Consider the following 26,111-nt stretch of genomic DNA (forward strand, 5'->3'; position numbering starts at 1 on the left):
CTCTACCGACTGAGCTAACGACCCCAAATGCGAGGCGCGTATAATAATGTTTCAGGCTGAAAAGACAAGCCTTTTTTGAGAATTTGTGCACAATGGGTGCGAGCCAAAGATTGATTGGTTATTAAAGAGGCTTTTTGTTAACTTTATCGGCACATTTATCAAAGCACAGGGATGAGCACTTAGTGATTTTGCGGAAGGATAAAACTTTCACGACGGCGGCATCGAATCTAACCTATTCTTAAGGCAATCTGCCGGAACCTACAGAAATATAATAGGCTCAGGAGGATTACCGGATTAGTTGCCCTAGCCGATAATGAGAACGACGCATGCTTTTTGCCTCACCCGGGGAAGGAATTTCGCAGCCCAATCCACCCAGGCTCGCTCAAATACTGATGGTATTTTTAGCCTACAGTCTCACTGGCTGGCTAGGCCTTTGTGTACCTTTTGCGGACGATAGAGTCACGCTCTTTTGGTTGCCCAGTGGTATCGCCCTGGCCGCATTTTATCGCTGGTCGCCGCATCTATGGCCTGCAGTTTTTGTGTCCGCACTGACGCTGCAGACTGCCAGCGGCGCCGACCTCACCACTAATCTACTGCTTGCAGTAGGCAGCACCCTAGCCCCGCTTACTGCACTTTGGCTGTTGCGTCGTGCAGGTTGTAACCTCAATCAATTGCACCGCGCCAACACTATTTGCTTTCTGGTGCTGGGATCGCTGGGCATGCTGGTGTCCGCCACTATTGGCGGCTTTTCACTCAACCATTACAACCAGGGTTCGCTCGAATCCGGTTTGTACACTACACTGGTATGGTGGATGGGTGACAGTCTCGGAGTATTTCTCGCTGCTCCACTACTTATCAATATCAACCAAATCAATATCGACAAAGTGCTTGGACGCAAACTGGATTTTTTTATCGTGTTTGCCGTAAGCCTGCTGGTAGGTTTGCTCTGCTTTCCGCTCAATAATTTTCAAAATGGCCTTCATTTACCCATTGTATTCACCAGTTTTGTTTGTGTTGCCTGGGCGGCCCTTTCATTTGGTTTATTAGGCTGCGCGCTAACCACCATCGGTTTCAGCTTTTTGGCAATTTGGTCTAGCGTAAACCAACTTGGCCCCTTCGCCCTGGATTCGCAACAGCTAAGCTATTGGGTCATTTGGATTTATGCTGTCAGCATGGCCATCTTAGGATTAATGATTACAGCTGCCCATACTGAAATTGCCAACACCACCCACCAACTTGGTGAATCCAGCCAGGAACAGGAAAAACAAAAAAAACATCTTGAAGCCATTTTGCATGCAATTCCTGATTTGCTATTTGAAATTGATCGCCAGGGACATGTACTTTCGTTCAATGGCACCAATGAACATCACACCCTCTCCGCGCCTGATGTACTAGGCAGAAATCTTTCTGAAACACTCGCCTCTACATCCGTTTCAGTCTGGATGAGTGCGCTGAGTGAAGCTGATAACTGGGGCATATCACAAGGCAAAAGCATTCGCATCACGCAAGGTGAGAATACTTTTTGGTACGAACTTTCTATTGCCAAACTCGCGGGCACCCGCCGGGAAAATGACCGCTTTATTTGCCTTGCACGCGACATAACCAAACGCGTAAATACCCATCAGACCGATCTCGAAAATGAACAGCGCTTTCGCAATATTTTTGAAACGACCCGCAATATTGCGGTACAGGGGTACAACCGCTTTCACGAGGTTATTTTCTGGAATAAAGCGAGTGAAGACCTCTATGGATTTAGCGCTGCTGACGCCATGGGGAAAAAACTGGAAGATTTAATTATTCCCGGTTTTATGCGCGAAGGTGTGCATCAAGCGATCGAAGACTGGCATGAGAAGGATGCTGCAATCCCATCAGGAGAGCTTGCATTGCAAGATGCACACGGCAACGAGGTCTGGGTTTACTCCAATCACGTGCTGATTGATACACCTGATCATAAAGAAATGTATTGCCTGGACATAGATCTGGGTCCACAGCGCAAAGCACTGTTGCAAGTCGAACAAGAATTGGTTGAGCGCAAACAAGTTGAAGAAGCATTGCGCCAGAGCGAGCAGCGACTGGAGAGCGCGCAACTCATGGCACGCGTTGCCCACTGGAGCTGGAACCCGCACACAGATGATTACAGTTTCAGCCACTCCATGAGTGAATTATTTGCTTTACCAAGTGAATTTTTGCACGCAAAAATGACCGATTTTATTAACTACTTTATTCATAGCGATGACCGCGACACTGTTGCCAACGCGCTCGCAGAAAGCCTGCGATACCATAAGCCTTTAGCATTGGAAACACGCATTGAGATTGCCGGAAAAAAATTTTGGCTGCAGCTGCAAGGCGATACAATCGAAGACACACAAGGAACCAGCTTGCAAGGTACAGTACAGGATATTACCGAGCGCAAAGGATTAGACTTAGCTCTCACTGCCGCTGCGGCTGATGCCGCCTCTGCGCCGGATTTTTTTGTTACGATTCTCACCGCACTCGCCGATGCAATTGGTGCGCAGCAGGCCGTCATTAGTTTGATCGACAATGACGATCCTACTCAAGCCACCACTCACACCTATTTAATTAATGGCCAAGTACAACCCAATATTAGTTACGCGCTGGAAAACACACCTTGCCATGATGTGATGGAAGAAAATTTTTGCTTTATGACTACCGGAGCTCAGCAGCGCTACCCGCGCGACATGTTGCTAGTCCAATACAATATCGACAGCTACCTGGGTGTAGGTATTAAAAATGCCCAAGGAAAACCAACAGGTATTTTAGTATTACTCGCTGAACATCCGCTGCCCATTTCGCCACAAATTAGTTCGCTATTATTAATTTTTGCCGATCGTATCGGCGGGGAATTACGCCGCGCCCAGGATCAGGAAAAAATATTTAACCTCGCCTTTTTTGATCCACTTACGCGCCTGCCCAATCGCCGTATGTTGCAAGACCGGCTTAAATTGCTTACCGCGCAAAGTGCGCGCACCGATCAACACGGCGCGCTCTTGTTCATTGATATAGACCATTTCAAATTACTCAACGACACACGCGGCCATCATATCGGCGATCAGCTACTGGTGCAGGTTGCCGAGCGCATCAGCAGCATTATTCGCGCAACTGATTTAGCCGCGCGCCTGGGCGGCGATGAATTTGTAGTGGTATTTGATAACTTGGGCGATAACGCTGAAATGGCAGCGCAGGAAGCAAAAAAACGTGCCGAAGAATTACACGATTTAATCAACCTGCCCTACCCACTGCAACAATCAGTATTCCATTGCACCATCAGTATTGGCGTAAATTTATTTAAAGGCCAGACACGCAGCATCGACGACTTATTGCGTCACGCCGATGTCGCCATGTACCAAGCCAAAGACAGCGGGCGCAATGCCATCCGCTTTTTTGACCCTAACATGCAATCACATCTGGAAAAACGCGCCGCAATTGAAGCGGATCTGCGCACGGCTTACGAGTCCAAACACCAGCTTATTCCTTACTACCAGGTGCAAATCGATAATCACGGCAAAGCAATTGGTGCAGAGCTGTTATTGCGCTGGCAACATCCTTTCAACGGTATGATCTCACCTGCCGATTTTATTCCGGTTGCAGAACAAACCGGATTGATTGTCGCCATCGGCCGACATGTGATTCGCCAAGCCTGTGAACAATTGCGGCAGTGGAGCCAGCAACCGAAATTTGCAGCGCTCTCCATCGCCGTCAATGTCAGCCCCATCCAGTTTAACCAAGCGCATTTTGTCGATGATGTCCTGAATATTGTCAAAGACAGCAATATCAATACGCGCCTGTTAAAACTTGAATTAACTGAAAGTTCGCTGCTGAAAAATGTCGATCAAAGCATCGAAAAAATGCAACAGCTACAAAACAATGGCATTGGTTTTTCGATGGACGATTTTGGCATTGGCTACTCATCGCTCTCTTATCTCAAACGCCTGCCTCTCGACCAACTAAAAATCGACCAAACTTTTGTACGCGATATTGCGATTGACCCCAATGACGCAATCATTGCGCGCACGATTATCGCCATGGCACAGAACATGAATTTGCAAGTGATTGCTGAAGGGGTAGAAACAGAAGCGCAGAAAAATTTCCTGGAACAAAATGGCTGCTCCATGTTCCAGGGTTATTTTTTTGGCAAACCAGTAGCGATAGAGGAATTCGAGCGGCAATTAATCGCGCGCGACTATTGTTAACAGAGCAACTGTTAACTTATCAACGCTGATAACGCGTAGGGTCCGCGATACCTGCCTGCACAAACCCCTGCTTGCGCAAACGGCAACTATCGCATTTGCCACAGGCTTCACCCTGGTTATTTGCTTGATAACAAGATACGGTCAGACTGTAATCCACTCCGAGTTTAATCCCCAACTGGACTATTTCCGCTTTGCTTAAATGGATCAGCGGCGTGCGGATATGCAGTTTATTCCCCTCTGCACCCGCGCGTGTTGCGAGATTGGCCATAACTTCATAAGCGGCAATATATTCGGGGCGGCAATCGGGATAGCCGGAAAAATCCACGGCGTTCACACCAATAAAAATATCATCGCAACCCAACACTTCTGCCCAACCCAAAGCAATTGATAAAAACACCGTATTGCGCGCTGGCACATAGGTGACGGGAATACCGCCGGTCTCTTCTTCAGGTACATCAATCGCATCGTCGGTCAATGCTGAACCGCCGATGGAGCGCAAATCCAATTTAATCACTTTGTGCTCAACTGCACCCAGGGCTTTGGCGGTGCGCTCGGCAGCAAGCAATTCTGAGCTGTGGCGCTGACCATAATCAAAACTCATGGAGTAGCACACGTAGCCTTCACTTCGCGCTATCGCTAATACAGTAGTGGAATCAAGACCACCGGAAACCAGCACTACCGCTTTTTTTTGCGCCATAACAACTACCGAAAAAATAAAATGTGAGAAAAAAACGAAACATCAGTTATCGAAAATTAATGACCAGGAGCGTCATTCCACAACAGCTTGTGCAGCTGCAATTGAAAACGCACGGGAAGGTTATCTGCGAGAATCCACTCCGCCAACGCCAATGGCGTAACCTGACCAAAACTCGGCGAAAACAAGACTTCTGCTACTTTGCCTGCAAGCTGATGCTCATCTAACTTGAAGCGTGCCCATTCGTAGTCGGCACGATCGCAAATCACAAATTTAATCTGGTCCTGCGCACTGAGCAGCGGGATATTCTCCCAGCGGTTGCGCCCCACTTCTCCCGACCCTGGTGTTTTTAAATCCATAACTTTGACTACGCGCGGATCTACATCATCCACCGGCAAAGCACCGCTGGTTTCGAGCGATACACTATAGCCAGCATCACACAAGGCAGTAAGCAACGTCAGACACTCGCGCTGCGCCAGCGGCTCGCCACCCGTAACGCAAATGTAGCGGGGATTAAAACTGGCGACTTTGGCGAGAATTTCATCGAGCAGTAATCGCTCACCACCATAAAATGCGTATTCTGAATCGCAATAACCGCAGCGCAACGGGCAGCCGGTAAGACGCACAAATACGGTCGGCAAACCGACGGTTGTAGACTCGCCCTGCAGCGAATAAAAGATCTCGGTAATTTTTAAACTGGCTTGTGTCATGTGGATTGGACGTTGTGTTGCGAGCGGGAATCGGGCAGCGACCATCTGCATCAACCCTGCATGAGGCCGCAACTAAGGCGCGATAAGAAAGACGCGCAGTTTACCTAAAGGTAGCCGGCTATGCGAGGCCAATGCCACGCGAGGATTTGCCCTGCCGCAGCTGGCGCTGTTATGCTGGCAGATCGCCGCTTTTTGTCAGCGCCACTTTTACCCTATTAACCCTAGAGCCAATGATCAAACCGACCAAAACACGCCGCCAACTGCATCAGGAACTGGAACAACAAGTCCAGGAGTTCCTGCACAAGGGAGGGCATGTCAACGAAGTGCCACGCGGTCTAAGTGGTCGCCTCGACGCCAACGGCCCCTTGATCAGTATCTTCGATGGCACCAGCCAAGAGGATCGTACCCCTCTGCCCGAGGTAGTCGCCGCGATAGAAGCGCGCAAAAAACCGAATCTGGCGCAAAAACTCAAAAAACCGCGCCCGCGCAAGAAAGTGATTCTGGATGACTTTGGCCAACCCCTGCGCTGGGAATGGGTAGAGGAATAGCAAGCCCTGTGGGACAGTTCACACCAAAAAAACCGCCGCGAGTATCCGCAGCGGTTTTCTTTAGTCCATGCCCTGCATAACTAAAGCCAATCTTTGCGCTTGAAATACCAATAAGGCAGCACTGCCGATAGCAACATCAAGAGAACCGCAACAGCAAAACCGTATTTCCAGTGACTGTGGGGGATAAACTCAAAGTTCATGCCGTAGGCGCTGGCAACTACGGTGGGTGGCAGGAAGACCATTGCGGCAATGGAGAAAATCTTGATGATCTGGTTTTGTTCGATATTGATAAAACCCTGGGTCGAGTCCATCAGGAAGTTGATCTTGTCGAACAAAAAGGCGGTGTGCGACATGAGTGTATCCACATCGCGCTTAATCTCGCGCGCAGTCTCCTGCAGCTCAAAGGATTCGCGCAGGTGGCGCTGCAAAAAGGAAATCGAACGTTGGGTATCCATGAGGCACAGGCGGATTTTCCCGTTGCTGTCCTCCAGCTTGGCGAGTTGGTCGATCGCATCTTCCAACTCTGCATCGGCATCTTCCAACACCATATGACTAACTTCTTCCAGTTTGCGATGAATGTCTTCGAGGGCGTCAGCGAGGTTTTCCACTTTCTGCTCAAACATGGTCACCAGCAGATCTTGCGGTGATGTCACATGCACTTGGCCTGCGCGGGCACGCATGCGCAGCAAACGGAAATCGGCAAGATCACCGTCTCGCACAGAAATCAACCGCTTTTCTTGCAGGATGAACGCAACGGTTGCAGTGCTATGACGGCCTGACTCACCGGGGGCAAGGAACAGGGAGTGAACATGGATGCCAACACCATCCTGAAAATAGCGCGCAGAGAACTCAATTTCCTCCACATCATCGGACTCAGGCAGCTCGGCGCGCAGGAAAGTATTTAACTCCTCACGCTCTTCATCGCTGGGCTCGCGCGCATCAATCCAGAGCGCAGTATTCAATGCCAGCTTGGTATCATCTTCGGACTGTTTGTCTTCACGCAGGGTATTACCTTGAACTTTAAACATTCTTAACATCGTTGTTTATCTCCTAAAGCTTCAAGGTTTGCAGTGGGTCGCGCGATTTGGCGGCTTTATAGCATAGGCCAATTAAACTTAACCTATTTTATTAAGTTTTCACGGTAAATGCTTTCTGGAAAAGCATCACTTCTTTTTCTTATAGAGGCCTGGCTCACCTGGAGGGCGGGTTTTAAAGCGGCGATGTACCCAGAGGTACTGGTCTGGCTTCACACGCACCATGTCTTCGATAATTTTGTTGATGCGCGTTGCATCGACCACATCATCACCCGACGGAAAGTCGTCGAGTGGTGGGCCAAAGATCAATTTGTAGTGGCCATTGTCTTCACGGTAGTGGGCATAGGGCAAAACCACCGCGCGCCCTAATTGCGCAATACGCGCAGTACCCAACACCGTCGCTGCCGGGATACCAAAAAACGGGGCGAATACACTTTGGTCCTTGCCGTAATCCTGATCAGGCGCGTACCAGACAGCTTCCCCCTGACGCAGTTTTTTTATCAGCTGGCGCGTGTCGCTAAACACAATGGCGGAGGTCAGGTATTTTTCGCGCGCCTTGATCAACTCATACGCCAAGAGCGGATTAGGATCTTTGCGATACAACATGTGCGCCTCAGCGTGATAGGCAAACACCCGCCCCGCCGGATCCATAGTCGTGAAGTGGCATCCCACCAAGAGCGCGCCCTGTCCATTTGCCTTTGCCGCCGCGAGATGCTCCAACCCTTCAACGGTGTGGCGATCGCGTAGCTTGTTCTCTTGCCCCCAGAGCGCCATGGCCGATTCCATGATACTGATGCCACAATTGCGGATTACACCATCGACAATTTTCTTTTGCGCCTGCGCATCCAACTCGGGAAAACAGAGCGCGATATTGGTCTCCGCAATCCGGCGGCGCGACGGCGCCAAAAGGTTAAATAACACACCGATAAACCGGCCAATCGCAAAATTGAACGATACCGGCAAGAGTGCACATAGGCGGAAGAACGCCAACAGCAACCAGGTTGGCCAGTAGCGCGGACCATAAAATGACGAATGAAACTCGGGTGAACTATGTTTATCCAAGGTATCTACTCACACAGAAAAAGGACGTCGCGTAGCGCGATGCTTGATGCGCGCGAATTATAGCAATCGCTTTACAACGACGAGTAGCAGAAAGGTGTAACCAGGGTGAAATGCACTTCAAACGACAAAGGTGTCCTGTTTCTGCTAAGGTTAGCCAGCCCCAATATTGAGCCCTTATTATGCAAATTCGTCAGGTATCCGCTGCGCTGGATCACAAGCTCGCGCAACTGGATCAACAACTCAAGAAACTTGAACAACAGCGTGCACAGCAAAATAGCAGCCAACCGAATCCACAATTAGAACAAGATATTCTCGCGCTCCAGCAAATTCGCGCAAAACTGGTCAAATCCAAAGACCTTGCCTGGCGCGCCCATCAACTGCAACATCAAAACGACGAACACAGCCGCGCCCGCCAGCGTGTTATTGGCTTATCGCTCTGTGTATTCAGTGTGATTGGTGCAGGCCTGTTGGTGTATCTGGCATTACAGCAATAGCAGGCCACTTGGTCGGTCACCGCTAGATCAGCAACCGACCCGAGGGGATTAGCCGGCAACAGCAGCGTCAATCAAAGGCTTCAACTCACCTTTTTCATTCATCTCGGTAATGATATCGCAGCCGCCGATCAACTCGCCTTTTACCCACAATTGGGGAAAAGTTGGCCAGTTGGCAAATTTAGGCAATTCAGCGCGGATCTCCGGATTGCTCAAAATATCCACATACGCAAAGCGTTGGCCGCAGGCCATTAACGCCTGGGACGCGCGTTGCGAGAATCCACATTGAGGCGCGCTGGGCGAGCCTTTCATATACAGAATCACATCGTTTTCGCTGATTTGTTGTTTGATCGTATCTAACACGTCCATCTTATCTACCTCGATATTCAGTATGGGCTATTCAATAGGGAGCTGGTTAATTGGGGGCAATCGGAATAAACACAACCGGATATATCCGAGTATTTTGCTCAAGTATTGCCATTTTACCCCAGCCAGCACCGGCAGGCCAATCTCATGCGATTGCCAAATCGCTGTTTTTGCATATTCTGTCAGTAATAGTTCCGCATTCTATACATTGAAAAAGGGTTATCCACCGCTGTGAAGTTTAATCTGCGCATCCAAGTATTTTTAGTTTTTGCCTGTTTTGCCGTGCTGCTAACGGGCGGATTATTTATATATTCACGCTTGAGTTTTGAGCGCGGATTTAATCATTACATGGAGCAAAAAGAAGCCTCGCGCAATGCCCGGCTAATCATGGCGCTGGAGCAGCACTTTACCTACAACGGCAATTGGGATGCATTTAAAGTAAACCCGCATTATTGGGAATTATTTGTGTGGCAATACAGCGCCAACATGCGCCAGCGCGGTGAGCGTCCTATTCCCTTTCCCTTTCCGCCCGAATTGGATACACGTATCGATGGCGGCGATGAAGACCGCAATGACCGCAGCGCCTTTCTAATTCGTAAAAACACCCAAGATGCACGCCGGGACGATAGACGCGCACCGCCTCAACCGGATGATTTTTTACGCCATCAACCCTACAAGCGTTTTATTCTTCTGGATCATAAAGAAAAAATCATCAGCGGAAAAAAATGGCGCAACGAAACCTACTTTTTCAGCGATCTGTATATCAATATCGATGGCGACAAAAAGTTAGTGGGTTATCTCGGCACACCTATGAATCCAGCGTTGCGCGACCTGCGCGACAACGAATTTGCCAAACGCCAACAAAATCATTTTTTGTTAATGGCGATGGTTGCACTCGCTATCGCGTTGGCCTGTGCAATTCCGCTCTCCTATTTACTCACGCAGCGTGTAAAAAAATTGGCGACGCATGTCCAGCAATTAAGTAAAGGGGAATATAAACAGCGACTGTCCACCAAAGGGCAGGACGAAATTTCCACCCTCGCCGAAAACCTCAACCATTTGGCACATACGCTCAACCAAACCGAACAAGCGCGCAAACGTTGGGTCGCCGATATCTCCCATGAATTGCGCACACCCTTGGCGGTACTCAAAGCGGACCTTGAAGCATTGGAAGACGGCGTTAGAAAATTTGATATAAAAGCCATTACCCGCTTGCAAAAACATGCAGCCCGCCTCACCAGCCTGGTAAATGATTTATACCAACTCTCGCTGACTGACATAGGCGCAATGAGCTATCGCAAGCAGGAGTGTGATATTGCAGAAATCATCGAGGAATTAAGTGTTTCCTTGCAAGACAAACTGAGCCAGAACGGGCTTGAGCTGGAGCGCACACTACCGAAAAATCCAGTGATAGCATTTGCCGACCCCGAACGTTTGCATCAACTCTTTTTGAATCTATTTAACAACAGTATTAACTACACTGAAGCACCCGGAAAAATCCGTATCGCTTTATCCGCTGATGCAAGCCAGGCAAGGTTTGTGATTGAAGACTCAGCCCCCGGCGTTGATCCGGCGCTGCATGAAAAACTGTTCGAACGCTTGTATCGCGCCGAATCCTCACGCAGCCGTGAAACTGGCGGCGCCGGTTTGGGTCTGAGTATTTGCCGCAACATCGTCGAAGCTCACGCCGGACGCGTCTGTATTGAAACCAGCGAACTGGGCGGATTAAAAGTATCCGTTTATTTACCACTACAGGAATCTGCATGAACATTTTAATTGTTGAAGATGAAATTGATTTAGGCGAAATTTTGCAAGACTACCTAACCAGCGAAGGTTTTACAGCAACACTGGTGAGCGATGGTGAACTGGGGCTGCAAAAAATCCTGACCGAAAAATGGGATTTGGTATTGCTCGATTTAATGCTGCCCAAACGCGACGGTTTAAGTATTTGCCAGGAAGTGCGCAAAACCTCACAAGTGCCAATTATTATGACCACCGCCAAGGTGGAGGAAATTGATCGCTTGATTGGTTTGGAGCTGGGCGCCGATGATTATATTTGCAAGCCATTTAGCCCACGCGAAGTCGTCGCACGTGTGAAAGCTGTGTTACGCCGCAGCAATAAAAGTGAAGAACCACATGAGGAGGGACTGCGCCTGGACAAAGAGCGCCAGTACGCCTGCGTCGGCGATCAATGCGTCGAATTGACCAGCATCGAATTTCGCATTCTGGAAACATTGCTGCTCAACAAACAGCGTGTTATCTCGCGCGATTTATTATTGAAAAACGCTTACACCGATCACCGTGTCGTAAGCGATAGAACTATGGATTCCCACATCACCAAACTGCGTAAAAAATTACAGCCTATTTGCAATGAAGATATTATCCATTCGGTTTACGGGGTGGGTTATCGGCTGCAAATTTCCTGATGCATTCATCCCGCAGATGCCATGGAAGGCACAGCTAATCACTCTCTCCAAACCTCACAACTACCGCTATTTATTAGCCTCTATTAACCATTTTTTAACCAAAAAAACTGACTTGCATAATTCTTTCATAGTTCTTCCTGAATCCTTTCACAATCCTGCGCGCATTCATTTTCTGTGCTGGTGTCACAGGCTAGACCACAACCACGCTGAGAGAATCTTATGCTTAAACCATCCAATAAAAACTCATCTTCTACTAATGCTGCTTCTGCTACCAATAGAACCACTATTGACAGTGACCGCCGCCGGACATTAGGTACATTGGGTATATTTAGCCTGATGGGCGCAACCGGGCTTATCGGTTGCGGCGGAGGCTCATCATCCGGCAGCAGCGCAAATAGCTCGACCACGACCAGCACCGCATCGTCATCGAGTGCAGCCACCAGCTCCACTACCAGTAGCCTGGCTACGAGCTCGGGGAGTTGCACGGTGATTCCAACAGAAACTATTGGCCCCTACCCTCTCTCTACCTTATTAAACAGCTCACTTATTTTGCGCGAAAATATTGCTGAAGATAAAACTGGTGTGCCACTTCAAGTCAAACTGAAATTGGTGAATGTGAATAACAGTTGCACACCAGTACCTGCCTACGTATACATCTGGCATTGCGATAAAGATGGCAATTATTCGGGTTATAACGGCGAAGCGGGAAAAACCTATTGTCGCGGTGTGCAGTACACCGACACCAATGGTGTGGCCCACTTCACCACCATTTATCCTGGTTGGTATGCCGGGCGTATCACCCATATTCATTTCCAGATTTTTTTAACCGCTTACGGAAGCAATGCCCAGTCTAGCGCTATTTCACAAATGGCGTTTCCGGCTGATATAACAACTGCGGTTTACAACTCAACGCTTTACAGTGCTAAAGGGCAAAACACCTCGGTAAAAACTTTTTCGGCGGACAACGTCTTTAGCGACGGTGTTGAGTATCAAATGACGAGTGTCACCGGCAACGTAACAGATGGGTATATCGCCGAGTTACAGGTTGGAATCAAAGTCTGAGATTAAAATCGATTCGGTTTAAGTGCGAAACACACTTAGCAAACCGTCTAATTTGCGAATCTCACGTTCGAGGTGATCGCGCGATTGGCTAGTTTGCTCACCGGCTTCATGGTTTTGTTTTGCCTGTTGCAGAATCGTATCCATGCTGCCGGTGATTTGTTGCATTGACTGTTTTTCTTCTTCCGACGCGCGCTCAATTTGCGAATTCATTTGCCGGATTTGATCAACCGCATCCACTATATTAGAAAATGCCTGTGATGTATTGGCGATACGTTCTTTAATCACCAACGCTTTTTGTTGTGCTCCGCTCATAACTTCTACCGCTTTACTTGAACCGGTAGTGAGATTGGTAATAATAGTTTCAATTGCTTTAGTGGATTCCTGAGTGCGCGATGCAAGACTGCGCACTTCATCGGCCACGACCGCAAAACCGCGCCCGGTTTCACCGGCACGCGCGGCTTCAATCGCCGCATTTAAAGCCAATAAATTGGTTTGCTCGGCAATGCTGCGAATCACCTCCAGCATTGCACCTATATTGCGGCTATCAGCCACCAGCGCGGAAATCACTTGCGATGCGTTATCAACCTCTTGCACGACTTCATCAACACCTTGCTGGGCCGAGGCGACTATTTTGTTACCTGCGCCGGTAATGCTCGTGGCATCGGTGGATGCCTGATTCGCACCTACTGCAGCCTCTGCCACCTTATCCAGGGTGTTGGAAATTCTATCCACCGCATTGGCAACATGGGAAATTTCGCGCAGCTGCGCATCGCAGCCTCTGGCTGCCTGAGTAATTGATTGGGTAATTTGCACACTCGCTGCGGTGAGCGTGTGATTGCTGGCCTGGGCCTGGCTAATAAGCACCTGCAGTTTTTCAACAAACCGGTTAAACGCAAATGCAAGGCGCCCCAATTCTGTAGTGGTATTTTCATTAGGTAGACGCGCGGTTAAATCGCCCGAGCCTGAGGCCAACTCCTGCAGATTTTCAGTAACCTGTGCAACCGGTTGAACAATCATTTTGTTGGCAAAAATAAAAATAACCACGGCCATTGCAATGCTTACCAACAAAGCAGCAAATAGTTTTACTGATGCGGCGCTCTGCAATTGTTCGACATTGCCGGTTTCACTTTCAACTTTACTGTCTGCCTCTTCTTCCATTTCACCGATAAACGCAAGCAGTCCATCAAGCTGACTATTGAGCTGGTTATATTCCTCGGTAGCAACAGTGCCCGCCTGCAATTTACTGATCAGTGCCGCGCGTGTTGCGTGATAATTATTTAATTGCTGATCCAATTTACTGACGGTAGCCTGCCCCATTAATCCCGATGCTTTCATGCGTCCCAAGGCATCATTTTCCATAGCAATGGCAGCGTCCAACACAGATTGCATTTCAGCCAGTGATTTTTCGTTGTAATACAATTTTTGCAATACAATAATTTGCCCCTCAAGGCCAATCTGCCCTTCCATAGCACCATCTGCCGCATTCCACGCCGGGCCGGAAATATATTCCAGCAAGCCACCCAATTTTTGGCTCGCACTAAAACCGACAAACGTATTTATGCCAATCAAGGCAATAAACCCGGCAACCACTAGCATGATGGATTGTTTGATGTTCATTGCGTCCTCGCAATTTTGTTAGCTGACCTGACCAACACAGATTAAAATTCAATATAAGCACGCGCACCAACAGCAAGTGCATCGTCCAGGGTTTTATCCATAGCGGGATTTTGGATGTAATAAAAACTCCCCTGTAAATTAAGGTGGTCCACCACCGGCGCAAAATAGGTTAGCTCCCACGCCGTTTCCGCGCGATCCACTCCACTATCGGTAGCACTGTTAGCGTCGAGATAGGGATCGCCATTGCGCGCATGCGCCACCGCCAACCCCAAACCATCGCCGTCCAACCAAAACCCGGTAAAGGTAATACCTGTACCGCCGTAATATTCAAGCTGGTTAAATTCATCATCGGCTTGCCCTAACTGCACAAACACCGCAGCGACATCATTGATATTTTTTTCGGCAATAAAATAAACCCCGGTGTTGTCATCCATCATTTCACCATCAACCGGATTTTCAACTTCAGCCGTGTGCTGCCAAACACCCAGAGCAAGCTTATCCTTGCTGTCAGTTGCCCACCCCCATTCAACCGCACTGAACAAACCATCGCCGCTATTAAATTGCACATGGGTACCACGCGGATCATTCGGGTCACCTGGAATGCCATCGTAAATCGCGGCTAGTAAATAATTATTTTCGCCCGCAAAGGTAAAATGCAGGGCTGTCGATGTAGTAGAAAAAATGGAAGGGCCGACTTGTGAGGTATCCGGGCCGATACCAAAAGAGGGATGGGTAAATAAACCCGCTGATTCGAGTGAATAAAATGTGGAGTTGTAATCGTGCAAACCAAACAAAACTTTTACGCTGTCATCCGCAAAACTGTGTTGATACCAAAACTCATAGACCTTTAAAGCTTCATCGGTGGCGATATTGGATATGCCTTGCACATCACCGACATCGTCGGAAGGGTTATCGCCGGTATCGCCCAACACATACACAAACCATGCACCATTACCCCACCAACCTGCAGCACCGGTATCTATTGCCAAGGTGAGATCAACATTCGCCAATTCACTGGAACCCTCTCGTATACCACCATCCAGGTTAGTGACGGACTCCAACGTCAAGGCAGTCGCCAATTGATACGGGGACTCAGCGCGAGCGCAAAAACTAACACTCGCCGTCATGAGCAACAAAAGCGTGAGAATTTTCTTCATAGCCAACAATCCCTCTGCCTCTAATTGGTACGGCTGCATCCATAAATAATGGGCGCAACAGGGCAATGCTGAGTAGCAGTATAGACAGGGATTAAGCGCGCCAAGGATTATCGCGAAAAAACCTACAGGCTTATCGTCGAATGAAATTAAAACGAACGGTTTAAAAATAAAGTTATCTAATTAGCTCGGTGGTTGCTGCAGTGCCAGCTTCCTTTTAGTCAGCGCCGTCGCTTCATGCTCGAGTGGGTTGTCTGGCCACGGATGGCGCGGATAGCGACCGCGCATTTCTTTGCGCACTTCGGGGTAGGCTTGCTGCCAAAAAGTTTGCAGGTTATTTGTGATAGCTAGCGGGCTACCATTAGGCGATAACAGGTGAATTTTTAGCGGGATTTTACCATTAGCAAGTTGCAATTGTTCACAACCAAAAAATTCCTGCAACTTGGCCGAGATTTGTGCGGTGCCATCGTTAGCAAAATCAACAACCACACTGCGGCCACTAGGTAAATCAATTTTACTTGGCAATAGTTGTGCAATTTTTTGGCAATTATCGAAACCCAAATAAAATTCCAGAGCATCGTGCAACGGCAGCTGATCCAAACGCGTTGATTCATTTAAAAATGGCAGCAACCATTGGTGTAAATTAACAATCAGGCTGGCATCGTCAAGCGCGGGCAATTTACATAACTGATAAGCCACCACCAAACGTGCGCGCTCAAGCAATGCGCGTGCTTTATCGCTCCATGCAAGATGGTCAAAACCTTTTTCAACAATGAATGCGCGAATATGTTCCAACAATTTTTGTGCAATTTCACTGGCAGGAATTATTTGCCAGCTTTCATCAATCGCCACACCACCCATGGCCCAACGCGTGTGCTCTTGCCAACGCTGTTGTTTAAATACCAATGTGGTTTTCGCTTGGCTGAGTTGTCGCTGCTGCTCGGCTGTTAATTGCAGCGCAATGCCCACACCAGAATGGCTTTTAGGCTTGGTATTAATTAGCGGGAACACCGCCCACTGCGCGTCCAACTTGCCTTGTGGTTCAACACTCATACCGGAGTTCAACCGGTAACGGCCCGAGTCTTGTTTAAACCCAATACGATCATTAAATGCGCGGGCAAGAAATAAGGAATCTACCGCAGCGGTATTTTTTTGCAGCGATAAAACCCCTAACCAGCGTTTTTGTTGTTGCTGCCATTGCCGATTGCACGCCAGTTCACGCGTAGCAGCATCTAACAAAGCAGAAAAATCCTGCTCTGCTGCCAATTCAAAATGCAAGGAGAGTGATAGCAAGAGCGCGGCTTCGCTAATGGTTTTTTCATGCAGCAATAAAAACGCGGCGATGCGCGGATGGGTTCCGAGTGCACTGACCGATTTTCCCGCCGCAGTAATTTGTGCTTTGGTATCGAGCAAATTCATTTTTTGTAATTGCTGAACTGCAAAATCCAACGCGAGTTTATTTGGCGCTTCTAACCAAGGCAGTGAATCAGAAGGGCTACCCCAGTGGGCGATACGCAACGCGAGTGGCAAATAATCGGTCGCGCGAATTTCCGGTAAATCAGCCGCCGCAAGCGGCTGGTCTTGCGACCAAAGGCGAATGCAATGCCCGGCCTGAACGCGCCCAGCACGACCACGACGTTGCTCGGCGCTGGCCATGCTGATACGCGTTGTGCGCAGACGGGTAACACCGGTGCGCTGCTCATAGTCCGCCCGGCGCGCCAAACCAGAATCAATAACGACAGTAACGTCGGCAATAGTTAATGATGTTTCGGCAATGTTCGTCGCCAGAATTAAACGCGGGCCTTGCATTGAATCTAATGCAGCGCTTTGTTCGTTTGATGGAACACGGCTATGCAAACGAAATACTTTCAGTGAAGGAAATAGTTGAATAGGAAATTTTTGAGCAATTAAACTAGCGCAGTTTTCTATCTCGCGCCAGCCCGGTAAAAATACCAGCACCGTTGTGGATTGCCACTGCGGATACGCAAGCAGCGCACGCAATAACTGATCTTCAATTTTTTCACCATAGCCGTTGGGATTTTGTTTGGCAGGTTGATATTGGGTGCTGACCGAAAAGCAGCGCCCCGGTGCAAATAAGCGGTTAGTAATTTGCTGCTGCAAAGCGGGATCCGGTGTTGCGCTCATTAGCACAAGCTGCAAATCCTCGCGCAGGATTTGCACCTCCTGCAAAAATGCCCATGCCATATCCTGGTTTACACTGCGCTCGTGAATTTCGTCAAGCATCACGCAGGCGACACCATCCAGTGTGGGATTTTGCAAAAGATGTTGTAGCAAAATACCTGGTGTCATTAACACCAGGCGGGTATCAGCACTCATGCGCGAATCGTAAGGTACTTGATAACCCACCTGCTGCCCCGGCGTTTCGCCCAATAATGCTGCGAGCCGTTGCGCGAGCGCTTGCGCCGCCAAAACACGCGGCTGCACCAACCAAACTTGCTGCCCCGCAGGTGCTTGCGCCAATACCCAGAGCGGTGCGAGTGTTGATTTACCAGCGCCAGGTTCTGCTTCCAGTAACAGCGGCGTATGTGCCAGTGCAGCAATAAAATCATCGTGCAATGCACTCAGCGGTAAATCGGGCAAGAGCATAAAAAATCCAGATAAAAGATAAAAAATGATTAATCGAATTGATGGATTAACTTAATGCCTGCCGAAACATTTCGCCCCAAAGCGGGTTCAAATGCGCGGCCGTTCGCTTGATTGACGATGACCGAACCCACGTAATTCTCATCGGTAATATTGGCCAATTTTAACCACCAATCGAATTGCAATGATTGCACAACATATGCGCCGCGAACACTCGCATCAAAAGTGGTGTAATTCGGAGCGTAAACCTGATTATTATCGGCAGTATAAATACGCGAGCGCTGCTGCGCGCCCAGATCAAATCGCAATGTATCATTTGCAAAGGGTTGCCATTGTATACCTAGCTGATATTGCTCGCGCGCCGCGCCGGGCAGTTGGCTGCCGTCCCATTGACTGGCAGAATAGATGGCATCAAGCGATTGAATCCCCGCCTGCAGCTTCACATTGGGATTAATGGTAAAGCGGCCCAATAATTCGATCCCTTCGCGTTTAGTTTCAGCGGCGTTGCGAAAGGTAGTGCGACCTCCGACTGACTGATCCACGACAATTTCGTTTTCCGTATCGATAAAAAATTGCGTCAATGTCAGCTCGAACATCTCCTCCGGATTATAGTTAATGCCCAACTCATGCTGGCGATTAGTGGCCGTCTCAAGCCCGGTATTCAAACCGGTTGCACCAGTCCTGTAAGCCATTTCGGTCAGCGTGGGAGTTTCATAGCCGCGTCCGCTACTGGCAAATAATTGCCACGCAGATGTGACTGCATAATTCCCACCGATTGCAAAAGAATCTTCACGATAATTGCGCGCGCCTGAGTCGTCGGGATTACCGACAACAATAAAACTGTCTTCTACAATAAAATCCAAATCGGTATGGCGCACACCTGTGTAAAGCATTAAGTTTTCCGTGGGGTTAATGTGAATTAACGAGTAAATATCGCGGCTTTCAACTTCACCAGTCTCATCGCGGCGCAAATCTCCGATAGCGCCGAATTCATTCACATAACCTCGGCGCTCGTCTTGCATCTGTGCTAATTCCGCACCAAGACTGATTTCTGTAGGCCAACTCAATAGATTCAAACTGTGCGTAATACTCCCATTAATACCGGAAAAATCCCGCTGCAAATCGACGACACCACCACTGCCAGAAATAGCATCACCCGCAAAACCCAGATATTGGGTAATCGCGCGCTCGCCTTGCCAAAGCCCGGTTTGCCAGCGTGTTGCTCCGTTATTATCGCGCAGACTGATAGAGGTTTGTTGATGTTCAATAGTTTTGCGCGTGTCATACATTTCTGCGGCAGGATTTAATTGCCATGGATCATTGCGCCACTGTTCAGGCGTTAAACCGAGTGGATCTTGCAATAGTGGATCATTGCTGTAATCGTGCTTAACAATCACATCAAGATTATTTTCTGTGGTGTAAAACAATTGCACACCAGCTTGATGTCGCTCAGCGCTGGAATGAGGTCGCTCGCCATCGATATCAGTATTGGCAAATTGCGCGCGTAGCGCCAGATTTTCACTGCGCCACTCTCCACTCAATGTTTGTCGTGTGAGGCCTAGATCACCTGCGATTAATCCTGCGCTGATGCGACTCGCTTCCGGCACTTCAGTTTGCAGGCCAATCACACCACCTGCACCATTGCCATAGAGCGCGGCAACTGGCCCGCGCAATACTTGCGCGCTGGCGACATTGTCAAGCATCACGCTGGCTAATTGCCCCTGTCCATCGGGTGTGGACATGGGAATACCATCGACTTGCAGATCAATACCGCGCACGCCAAAAGCGGAGCGCGCGCCGAAACCGCGCAGGCTAATACGTGTATCCTGCGCGTAGTTAGTACGCGAATCCACTTGCACACCGGGAATGATTTGCAGTAATTCAGCGGGATCGAGCCGCGCGCCAGCAGAAAAATCAGCCGCCGTTTTTATCAAAATACGTTGGCTTACTACAGAAGTTTCACTGCGCTCGCCCGATACAATCAAGGTTTCCAACAATTCCGGCGCTGCTTGCGCGAATAGTATATTTGGCTGCAGCAGGAATAATGTCCCTGCCATTAGCGAACACATGGGTGCGTACGAATAATTCATAATTGTCCAGGATGATAAAAATGCGCGCAGACTGCAGCGCCAAAAGAAGAGCTATTCTGCAAAAAACGTAACAAAGTCTCATTAGATAAAACGAATATTTACATCAATCGCGACATAAGCTGCGCTTTGGTGAACAGCTTCTATACTCAAGAAGTGAACATCAGGATGATTCTATGCCACAAGAATTTCGCAACCAGCTTGAACGGCTGCGCCAACAGTTTGCAGCAAGCTTGCCCGAGCGGGCGCGTCGCCTGGAAGAAATCTGGAGCCATTTGCGCCATCTTAATTGGAGCGAGCAAGGTATTACTACGCTGCAACAGTTTGCGCACAAACTTATCGAGGCCGGCACCAGCTTTGGTTTTCCCGAGTTGCGCCACGCCGCGCAGCAATTGGAAAACTTCATCACCGACCTGAATGAATTGGGGCGTAGTTTTGGCGGCTTGGAGTACGCGCAACTGGAAGACCATATCCGCCAGTTGAGCCAGATAATGGCTGCCACCGCCAATGGTACAGCGCGCCAGGATCCACTCCCCTCTGCTATTGATCCCAACAGGTACCCGGAAGCGCTGGGTAAAACGATTTTTTTAGTTGACCCTGACCGGGTGCTGGCTGCGCTCTGCAACGCCTATCTGCGCAAAGCCGGATTTGTAGTGGAGTATTTTGACAATCCACAATCCTGTATGCAGAGGCTCTATCTGGATTCTCCCGCCGCAATCCTGATGGACCCGGATTTTGAGCGCTCGGGCTTGCAGGCGCTGGGCAATTTGCATCAAATAAAGGCGTTGCTCACCCATGATACCCCCATCATCCTGATGTCCGGCCGCACCGACGTAAATGCCAAATTGCGCGCCCTGCGCGCAGGTAGCAGCGACTATCTGATCAAACCGCTCGACTTTCATTTTCTGGTCGAGAAGCTGGTACATATCATCACCCAACACACCAAAACCCAGCGGGTGATGATTGTTGACGACGACCCTGCAATGACCAGCCTGCAAGCAGAAATTTTGCGCTATGCGGGGATGGAAGTGCTCTGCGTCAACCAGCCATTGCACAGTTTGCAGCGCGCCGCCAAATTCAAACCCGACCTGGTGATTCTGGATATGCACATGCCCGATATCAATGGCATGGAGCTGGCAGTGCTGTTGCGACAAGACCCGGAATTTTTATTGCTGCCAATTATTTTTGTCACCGCCGATACCGATACCAACCTGCATAAAAGCATCAAGGCGCTGGGTGTAAATGCGCTACTTACTAAACCCTTTGAGGTCACCGAACTCATTAGCGTATGTGAACAGGCACTGGCCGATACCTCGGCGCTCAAAAATCGTGTCGCACGTGTGACCCGCCACACCCAACAGCCGCAGCAGATCAACCGCAGCTACTTCTTCACTGCACTGGAAGATGAACTGCATAACAACAGTTTGGGCAACCAGAATAGCGCCCTCTACTATTTCAGCATCGATAAACTAGCCGACTTAACCCTGCAGTTGGGACAGGTAGAGCTCATAGACTTACACGACCAGTTTTGTCGTCGCCTAAGCGAAACCGTCGGCAGCGACGAGCAATGGATAGACTTATCCCACATGGTCGCCTGCGTGCTGGCAGGCAAACGCAGCTCGGAGTTCCATCGCCAGCGCGGAGAACAATTCACCAAACATTTGAGCAGCCAACCTTACATCATTAAAGGCAAAGCCCTCAGCCTGCAAATTAAATTGGGTATAGCGCCATTAAGCTCAGCGCTTGGCACCGCCAACAATGCGCTATTACGCGCAGAGCAGGCGTTCGAAGCAAGTGTCAGCGGCGCAATACCGCTCACCAGTGCAGCGGCGGAGGCCAATACAAAAACAACCGATAAAAACCTGCCCGATTTTTCCACCGTCGTATTCAGCCGCGACCTGACTCTCGCGTTCCAGCCAATTATCAGTTTGGAAGATGCACAAATCGAACATTTTTCCGTGCTTACGCGGCTGCGCGGTGAAGATGGAGAACCTATTGCTGCCGGGCAATTCCTCAGCCGCATTACCCAACCAGGCAAGCGATTGGAACTGGACCGCTGGGTGTTGCAGCAGGCGGTCAGCGCAATTGCCGCCAACAGTCAAACGCGCGAACAAGCGACACTGTTTATCCACCTGGCCGAAGAGACCTTGCAACAAAGCAGCTTCTTTTCCTTCGCCGCCAATGTGTTGCGCTCGTCACGCCTGCGCGGAGAGGAGCGACTGGTGTTTATGCTGGAGGGGAACTGGATACTCAATCACTTCCATCAAGCGCGAGAAATCGCCAAGGCATTGCGCGATATCCGCTGCGGTATCTGTGTCACTCGCGCTGGTGAGAGTGAACAAATACTGCCGATGCTGGACGACCTGGCAGTCAACTACCTGCGCCTCTCGCCCAAGCTCACCAGCGAGGGAGCAAATCCGAAGTTGTTGGAGCGACTTATTGCCTCTGCGACCGGACGCGGCATTAAAGTGATCGCCACCCAAATTGAAAACTCGCACAATCTCTCCAGTTTATGGATGCAGGGCGTGCGTTTGTTTGAAGGTTTTTTTATCCAGCCACCCGATACGGGTTTCCATCTGCAAAACGACATTATCTTTGCCAAGGAATTTGTGCAGGGCAACGGCTTCGGTGGATCCTGAAGAGTCGCTTGATAGGCGCAAAACCTGCCCAAATTTGCCAATAATCGCAATAACTTATATATTTGCCGCCTGTTTTTGCCGCGTACAAGTTGATTACAACTGTGTCCCATCGGTAGCAAGTGCCGGTGTAGCGAAAAAAGCTCTGATAAAGCGTCCCCCTGATCAATCATTCGCTGGCCCGTCACTGACTGGCTTTGGCGAATTGTTTTTTCACGCAACACACATTTATTACTAACGCCACGGCGTTGTTTTTTTGGAGAAGACCATGTCCACGCTCATGAATACTTACGGCACCAGAACCCTGACCCTCACCAAGGGCGAGGGCAGCCGAGTATGGGATGACAGTGGCAAATCCTATCTGGATGCAATCAGCGGTATCGCCGTTTGCGGCCTTGGCCATGCGCACCCTGCGCTGACCAAAGCCCTGTCCGAGCAAGCGGCAACCCTGTTGCACGTCTCCAATTTATACAATATTCCCCAACAGCAGCGCTTGGCTGATCTGTTGATCCAGGTTTCCGGCATGGAAAAGGTGTTCTTTTCCAACTCCGGCGCTGAAGCCAATGAAGCGGCGATCAAGATCGCGCGTAAATACGGCAACGACAGAGGCGTGAAGAATCCTTCCGTTATCGTTATGGCCAACAGCTTCCACGGTCGGACGCTTGCGACCCTGAGCGCCACCGGCAACGCCAAAGTGCAAATCGGTTTTGAGCCACTGGTAGAAGGTTTCATCCGTGTGCCTTACGACGATGTTGCGGCAGTAAAATCCGCCATCACTGAACACAAAAACATTGTCGCGATTCTGGTTGAACCCGTGCAAGGCGAAGGCGGTGTGCGGGTGCCTGCAGCGGATTACCTGAACCAATTGCGCGCCATCGCCGATCAACACGAGCTGTTGTTAATGCTGGATGAAATCCAAACCGGCAACGGCCGTACCGGCACCTACTTCGCCTATCAACACAACGGCCTGCTGCCCGATGTGGTCACCACTGCCAAAGGCTTGGGCAACGGTATGCCCATGGGCGCCTGCCTCGCGCGCGGTAAAGCGGCCGAAGTGCTGCAACCGGGCAACCATGGCACTACGTTTGGCGGCAACCCACTCGCCTGTAGCGCAGGCATTGCGGTAATCGAAACACTCCTATCATCCAACCTGATCGCCCGTGTAAAAGTGCTGGGCGATAAGCTGCTGGCCGATTTCAAAACCGCCTTGGCAGGCAACCCCAAAGTGGTTGATATCCGCGGTAAAGGATTAATGATTGGTATTGAGCTGAATGCTGCCTGCCCTGAACTGGTTCAAAAGGGGCGTGATTTGGGTATTTTGATCAACGTGACCGCCGTCAACACTATCCGCTTGTTACCCACGTTTATCCTCACTGACGCTGAAGCCGATGAGCTGGTCAGCAAAGTGGTACAACTGGTAAACGAGTTTTAACCAATTAGTGAATGAGTTTTAAATAGGCGCGCGCATAAGGCGCGCGCTGCAATAAAAGAGCAATGATTATGGTTCCCTCAAAGGCACCGAGACATTTTCTAACCCTCGCCGATATTAACCGCGCCGAACTGCAACAGATAATTGCGCGCGCCATCGAACTCAAAGCTATGCTGCGCCAGGGCACCGCTCCTGAGCCGTTTAACAACAAAGTCTTGGCGATGATTTTTGAGAAAAACTCCACCCGCACCCGCGTCTCTTTTGAGTCTGGCGTTGCCAAATTGGGCGGCCATGCGATTTTCCTGTCCACCAAGGATTCGCAACTCGGTCGCGGTGAACCGATTGAAGACGCCGCACGCTGTATTGCCAGCATGGTCGATATGGTGATGATCCGCACCTTTGGACACGACACCGTCGAGCGCTTTGCCGAGTATTCACGCGTGCCAGTGATCAACGGCCTAACCGATGAATATCACCCTTGCCAATTACTGGCCGATATCCAGACTTACGTTGAAAAACGCGGATCACTCGCGGGCAAAACCGTAGCCTGGGTGGGCGACGGCAACAACATGTGCAATACCTATATCCAAGCGGCTGAACTCTGCGACTTTGAATTGCGTATCGCCACCCCAAAAGGGTTTGAGCCGGAAGATGAATTCGTCACGCCCTACCAGCATCGTGTCACACTGACCAACGATCCGCGCGCGGCAGTCGCCGGTGCCGACTTGGTTGTCACCGACACATGGGCCTCAATGGGTCAGGAAGATGAAAAAAAGCAGCGCGAGAAAATCTTCAGCGGATACCAGGTCAATAAAGAGCTGATGAACCTGGCTAAAGCCGATGCGCTCTTTATGCACTGCCTGCCCGCCTATCGCGGCAAAGAAGTATCAGCAGAAATCCTCGATGCGCCTGATGCAGTTGTCTGGGAAGAAGCCGAAAACCGCATGCATGCGCAAAATGCGCTGATGGAATTCCTGTTTAACCAGTAATTGCCCGTACGCCGCGATTTACACAAGTCAGTGCAAATCGACGCAAAAATTAAAACCCGCTAATTCTCCTGAGTTGGCGGGTTTTTTATTGCTCACCAAAATGACACATCAATAGACAACGTTGTCTATCTTGGCACCAATATGGAACAAGTAAAAACACCAAAAGATTACACTCGGTAACACCTTTTCTGAAAAATGACCCAAAATAACGCTTTTAATAACATATTGAGATTTAAATTAATTTTAATATTCTATATATGAATAAAAATAATCAATATTTCGGTTTTTGTGCGAAAACAATCTTAAAATTCGTAACAAAAAGTAACAAACTAAAATCTGACATGCCTATAATCATCCCGTGGGTGCAGTTAAACATTCTGATTAATCTTACTTCCTGAGGCTTTTATCATGTCAAAATCATTCGTCGCTAAAGCTATTGCCGTCGCTTCATTTGCCAGCCTGTCAACGTTGTCTGTTATGGCGAACGCTGAAGCCTTTGCCGCTTATAAAGAAGTTCCTGGTGTGGTAACCAAAGTAAATGCTGCTGAGAGCACTATCACCATCAAGACTGAAGACGGTGCTACCAAAACCTTTAACGTCATCAAGGGCGCAAAAGTAGCAACTGAGAAAGGCCGTACTATGTCATTGGACACCCTGGCAAAAGGCGACACAGTGGTATTGAAAAACCGTGTTTCCACTCCAATTGCCAGTGAAACCAAAGAACAAGTATTGTCAGCCAATAAATAAAACAGTGCTGACACTAAATACATAAAAAGCTTTGACCACTGCAATGAGCCCCGAATGGGGCTTATTGTTCTGCTTTATAAAATCTCCTACCGATTCAAATCCTTAGTGCCGACACACAATTCATTCCTCCACTAAAAAATTGCCCTATAAGAAAAGCTTGCCATCGCTTGGATAAAATTCCGCGTGTCGCGCAAATTTGTATTCGAAAATAATTATTGTTACTGCATACGTATTCAAACTATTT

19 protein-coding genes are annotated in these 26,111 nt (G+C 49.2%); 10 read left to right on the top strand and 9 right to left on the bottom strand.

Annotation, left to right across the window (positions count from 1 at the left end; translation table 11 throughout):
* The first annotated feature begins 326 nt into the window (after positions 1-326).
* On the top strand, positions 327-4,211 hold the full coding sequence (locus B4E62_RS05185; protein ID WP_310075907.1) for a bifunctional diguanylate cyclase/phosphodiesterase: 3,885 nt from the start codon (positions 327-329) through the stop codon (positions 4,209-4,211).
* A gap of 19 nt (positions 4,212-4,230) precedes the next feature.
* Here the strand turns inward: B4E62_RS05185 and queC are convergent, their stop codons facing one another.
* Together queC and queE are read right to left on the bottom strand one after the other, a co-directional pair.
* Positions 4,231-4,908, bottom strand: a complete 678-nt coding sequence (queC, locus tag B4E62_RS05190; protein ID WP_331351348.1) for a 7-cyano-7-deazaguanine synthase QueC — start codon at positions 4,906-4,908, stop codon at positions 4,231-4,233.
* A gap of 56 nt (positions 4,909-4,964) precedes the next feature.
* Complete coding sequence (gene queE, locus B4E62_RS05195) at positions 4,965-5,660, bottom strand: 7-carboxy-7-deazaguanine synthase QueE (RefSeq protein WP_310075912.1); 696 nt, start codon at positions 5,658-5,660, stop codon at positions 4,965-4,967.
* Between the two features lie 185 nt (positions 5,661-5,845).
* On the opposite strand from queE, the gene B4E62_RS05200 reads away from it, so the two are divergent.
* A complete protein-coding gene (locus B4E62_RS05200) occupies positions 5,846-6,163 on the top strand; it encodes a hypothetical protein (RefSeq protein ID WP_310075914.1) in 318 nt (105 codons plus the stop codon).
* 80 nt (positions 6,164-6,243) lie between these two features.
* Here B4E62_RS05200 and corA read toward each other — a convergent pair whose 3' ends face one another.
* Both corA and lpxL read right to left on the bottom strand, forming a co-directional pair.
* Positions 6,244-7,191, bottom strand: a complete 948-nt coding sequence (gene corA, locus B4E62_RS05205) for a magnesium/cobalt transporter CorA (protein WP_310075917.1) — start codon at positions 7,189-7,191, stop codon at positions 6,244-6,246.
* A gap of 135 nt (positions 7,192-7,326) precedes the next feature.
* Positions 7,327-8,259 carry an LpxL/LpxP family Kdo(2)-lipid IV(A) lauroyl/palmitoleoyl acyltransferase gene (gene lpxL, locus B4E62_RS05210; protein ID WP_331351349.1) on the bottom strand — a complete coding sequence of 311 codons (933 nt, stop codon included), beginning with the start codon at positions 8,257-8,259 and terminating at the stop codon, positions 7,327-7,329.
* Between the two features lie 179 nt (positions 8,260-8,438).
* Between lpxL and B4E62_RS05215 the strand changes: the two genes are divergently transcribed.
* Positions 8,439-8,753 (top strand): hypothetical protein, encoded by a 315-nt coding sequence (locus tag B4E62_RS05215; protein WP_331351350.1) that lies wholly within the window; start codon positions 8,439-8,441, stop codon positions 8,751-8,753.
* 48 nt (positions 8,754-8,801) lie between these two features.
* Here B4E62_RS05215 and grxD read toward each other — a convergent pair whose 3' ends face one another.
* Positions 8,802-9,119, bottom strand: coding sequence for a Grx4 family monothiol glutaredoxin (gene grxD / locus B4E62_RS05220; protein WP_310075925.1), 318 nt, complete (start codon positions 9,117-9,119; stop codon positions 8,802-8,804).
* 228 nt (positions 9,120-9,347) lie between these two features.
* On the opposite strand from grxD, the gene B4E62_RS05225 reads away from it, so the two are divergent.
* The 3 genes from B4E62_RS05225 (at position 9,348) to B4E62_RS05235 (ending at position 12,604) form a co-directional block, all read left to right on the top strand.
* Complete coding sequence (locus tag B4E62_RS05225) at positions 9,348-10,883, top strand: ATP-binding protein (protein WP_331351351.1); 1,536 nt, start codon at positions 9,348-9,350, stop codon at positions 10,881-10,883.
* Complete coding sequence (locus B4E62_RS05230) at positions 10,880-11,542, top strand: response regulator (protein WP_310075930.1); 663 nt, start codon at positions 10,880-10,882, stop codon at positions 11,540-11,542. The genes B4E62_RS05225 and B4E62_RS05230 overlap by 4 nt, the downstream gene beginning before the upstream one ends.
* Positions 11,543-11,761: 219 nt before the next feature.
* Positions 11,762-12,604 carry a protocatechuate dioxygenase gene (locus B4E62_RS05235; RefSeq protein WP_331351352.1) on the top strand — a complete coding sequence of 281 codons (843 nt, stop codon included), beginning with the start codon at positions 11,762-11,764 and terminating at the stop codon, positions 12,602-12,604.
* A gap of 18 nt (positions 12,605-12,622) precedes the next feature.
* On the opposite strand, the gene B4E62_RS05240 is transcribed toward B4E62_RS05235, so the two are convergent.
* The 4 genes from B4E62_RS05240 to B4E62_RS05255 form a co-directional block, all read right to left on the bottom strand.
* Positions 12,623-14,221 carry a methyl-accepting chemotaxis protein gene (locus B4E62_RS05240; protein ID WP_331351353.1) on the bottom strand — a complete coding sequence of 533 codons (1,599 nt, stop codon included), beginning with the start codon at positions 14,219-14,221 and terminating at the stop codon, positions 12,623-12,625.
* Positions 14,222-14,262: 41 nt separating this feature from the next.
* Entirely contained in the window at positions 14,263-15,378 is a 1,116-nt protein-coding gene (locus tag B4E62_RS05245) for a carbohydrate porin (protein WP_331351354.1), read from the bottom strand.
* A 180-nt stretch (positions 15,379-15,558) separates the two neighbouring features.
* On the bottom strand, positions 15,559-17,982 hold the full coding sequence (hrpB, locus tag B4E62_RS05250; RefSeq protein WP_331351355.1) for an ATP-dependent helicase HrpB: 2,424 nt from the start codon (positions 17,980-17,982) through the stop codon (positions 15,559-15,561).
* A gap of 29 nt (positions 17,983-18,011) precedes the next feature.
* Positions 18,012-20,069, bottom strand: coding sequence for a TonB-dependent receptor family protein (locus B4E62_RS05255; protein WP_331351356.1), 2,058 nt, complete (start codon positions 20,067-20,069; stop codon positions 18,012-18,014).
* Between the two features lie 173 nt (positions 20,070-20,242).
* Between B4E62_RS05255 and B4E62_RS05260 the strand changes: the two genes are divergently transcribed.
* From B4E62_RS05260 to B4E62_RS05275, 4 genes are all read left to right on the top strand, one after another.
* Positions 20,243-22,705 (top strand): response regulator, encoded by a 2,463-nt coding sequence (locus B4E62_RS05260; protein ID WP_331351357.1) that lies wholly within the window; start codon positions 20,243-20,245, stop codon positions 22,703-22,705.
* A 265-nt stretch (positions 22,706-22,970) separates the two neighbouring features.
* Positions 22,971-24,134 carry an aspartate aminotransferase family protein gene (locus B4E62_RS05265; RefSeq protein WP_331351358.1) on the top strand — a complete coding sequence of 388 codons (1,164 nt, stop codon included), beginning with the start codon at positions 22,971-22,973 and terminating at the stop codon, positions 24,132-24,134.
* 68 nt (positions 24,135-24,202) lie between these two features.
* Complete coding sequence (gene argF / locus B4E62_RS05270) at positions 24,203-25,120, top strand: ornithine carbamoyltransferase (RefSeq protein WP_331351359.1); 918 nt, start codon at positions 24,203-24,205, stop codon at positions 25,118-25,120.
* Positions 25,121-25,528: 408 nt separating this feature from the next.
* A complete protein-coding gene (locus B4E62_RS05275; protein WP_331351360.1) occupies positions 25,529-25,867 on the top strand; it encodes a hypothetical protein in 339 nt (112 codons plus the stop codon).
* The last annotated feature ends 244 nt before the right edge of the window (positions 25,868-26,111 follow it).

Source organism: Cellvibrio sp. UBA7671, assembly GCA_002483145.1.
GTDB classification, from domain to species: domain Bacteria; phylum Pseudomonadota; class Gammaproteobacteria; order Pseudomonadales; family Cellvibrionaceae; genus Cellvibrio; species Cellvibrio fibrivorans.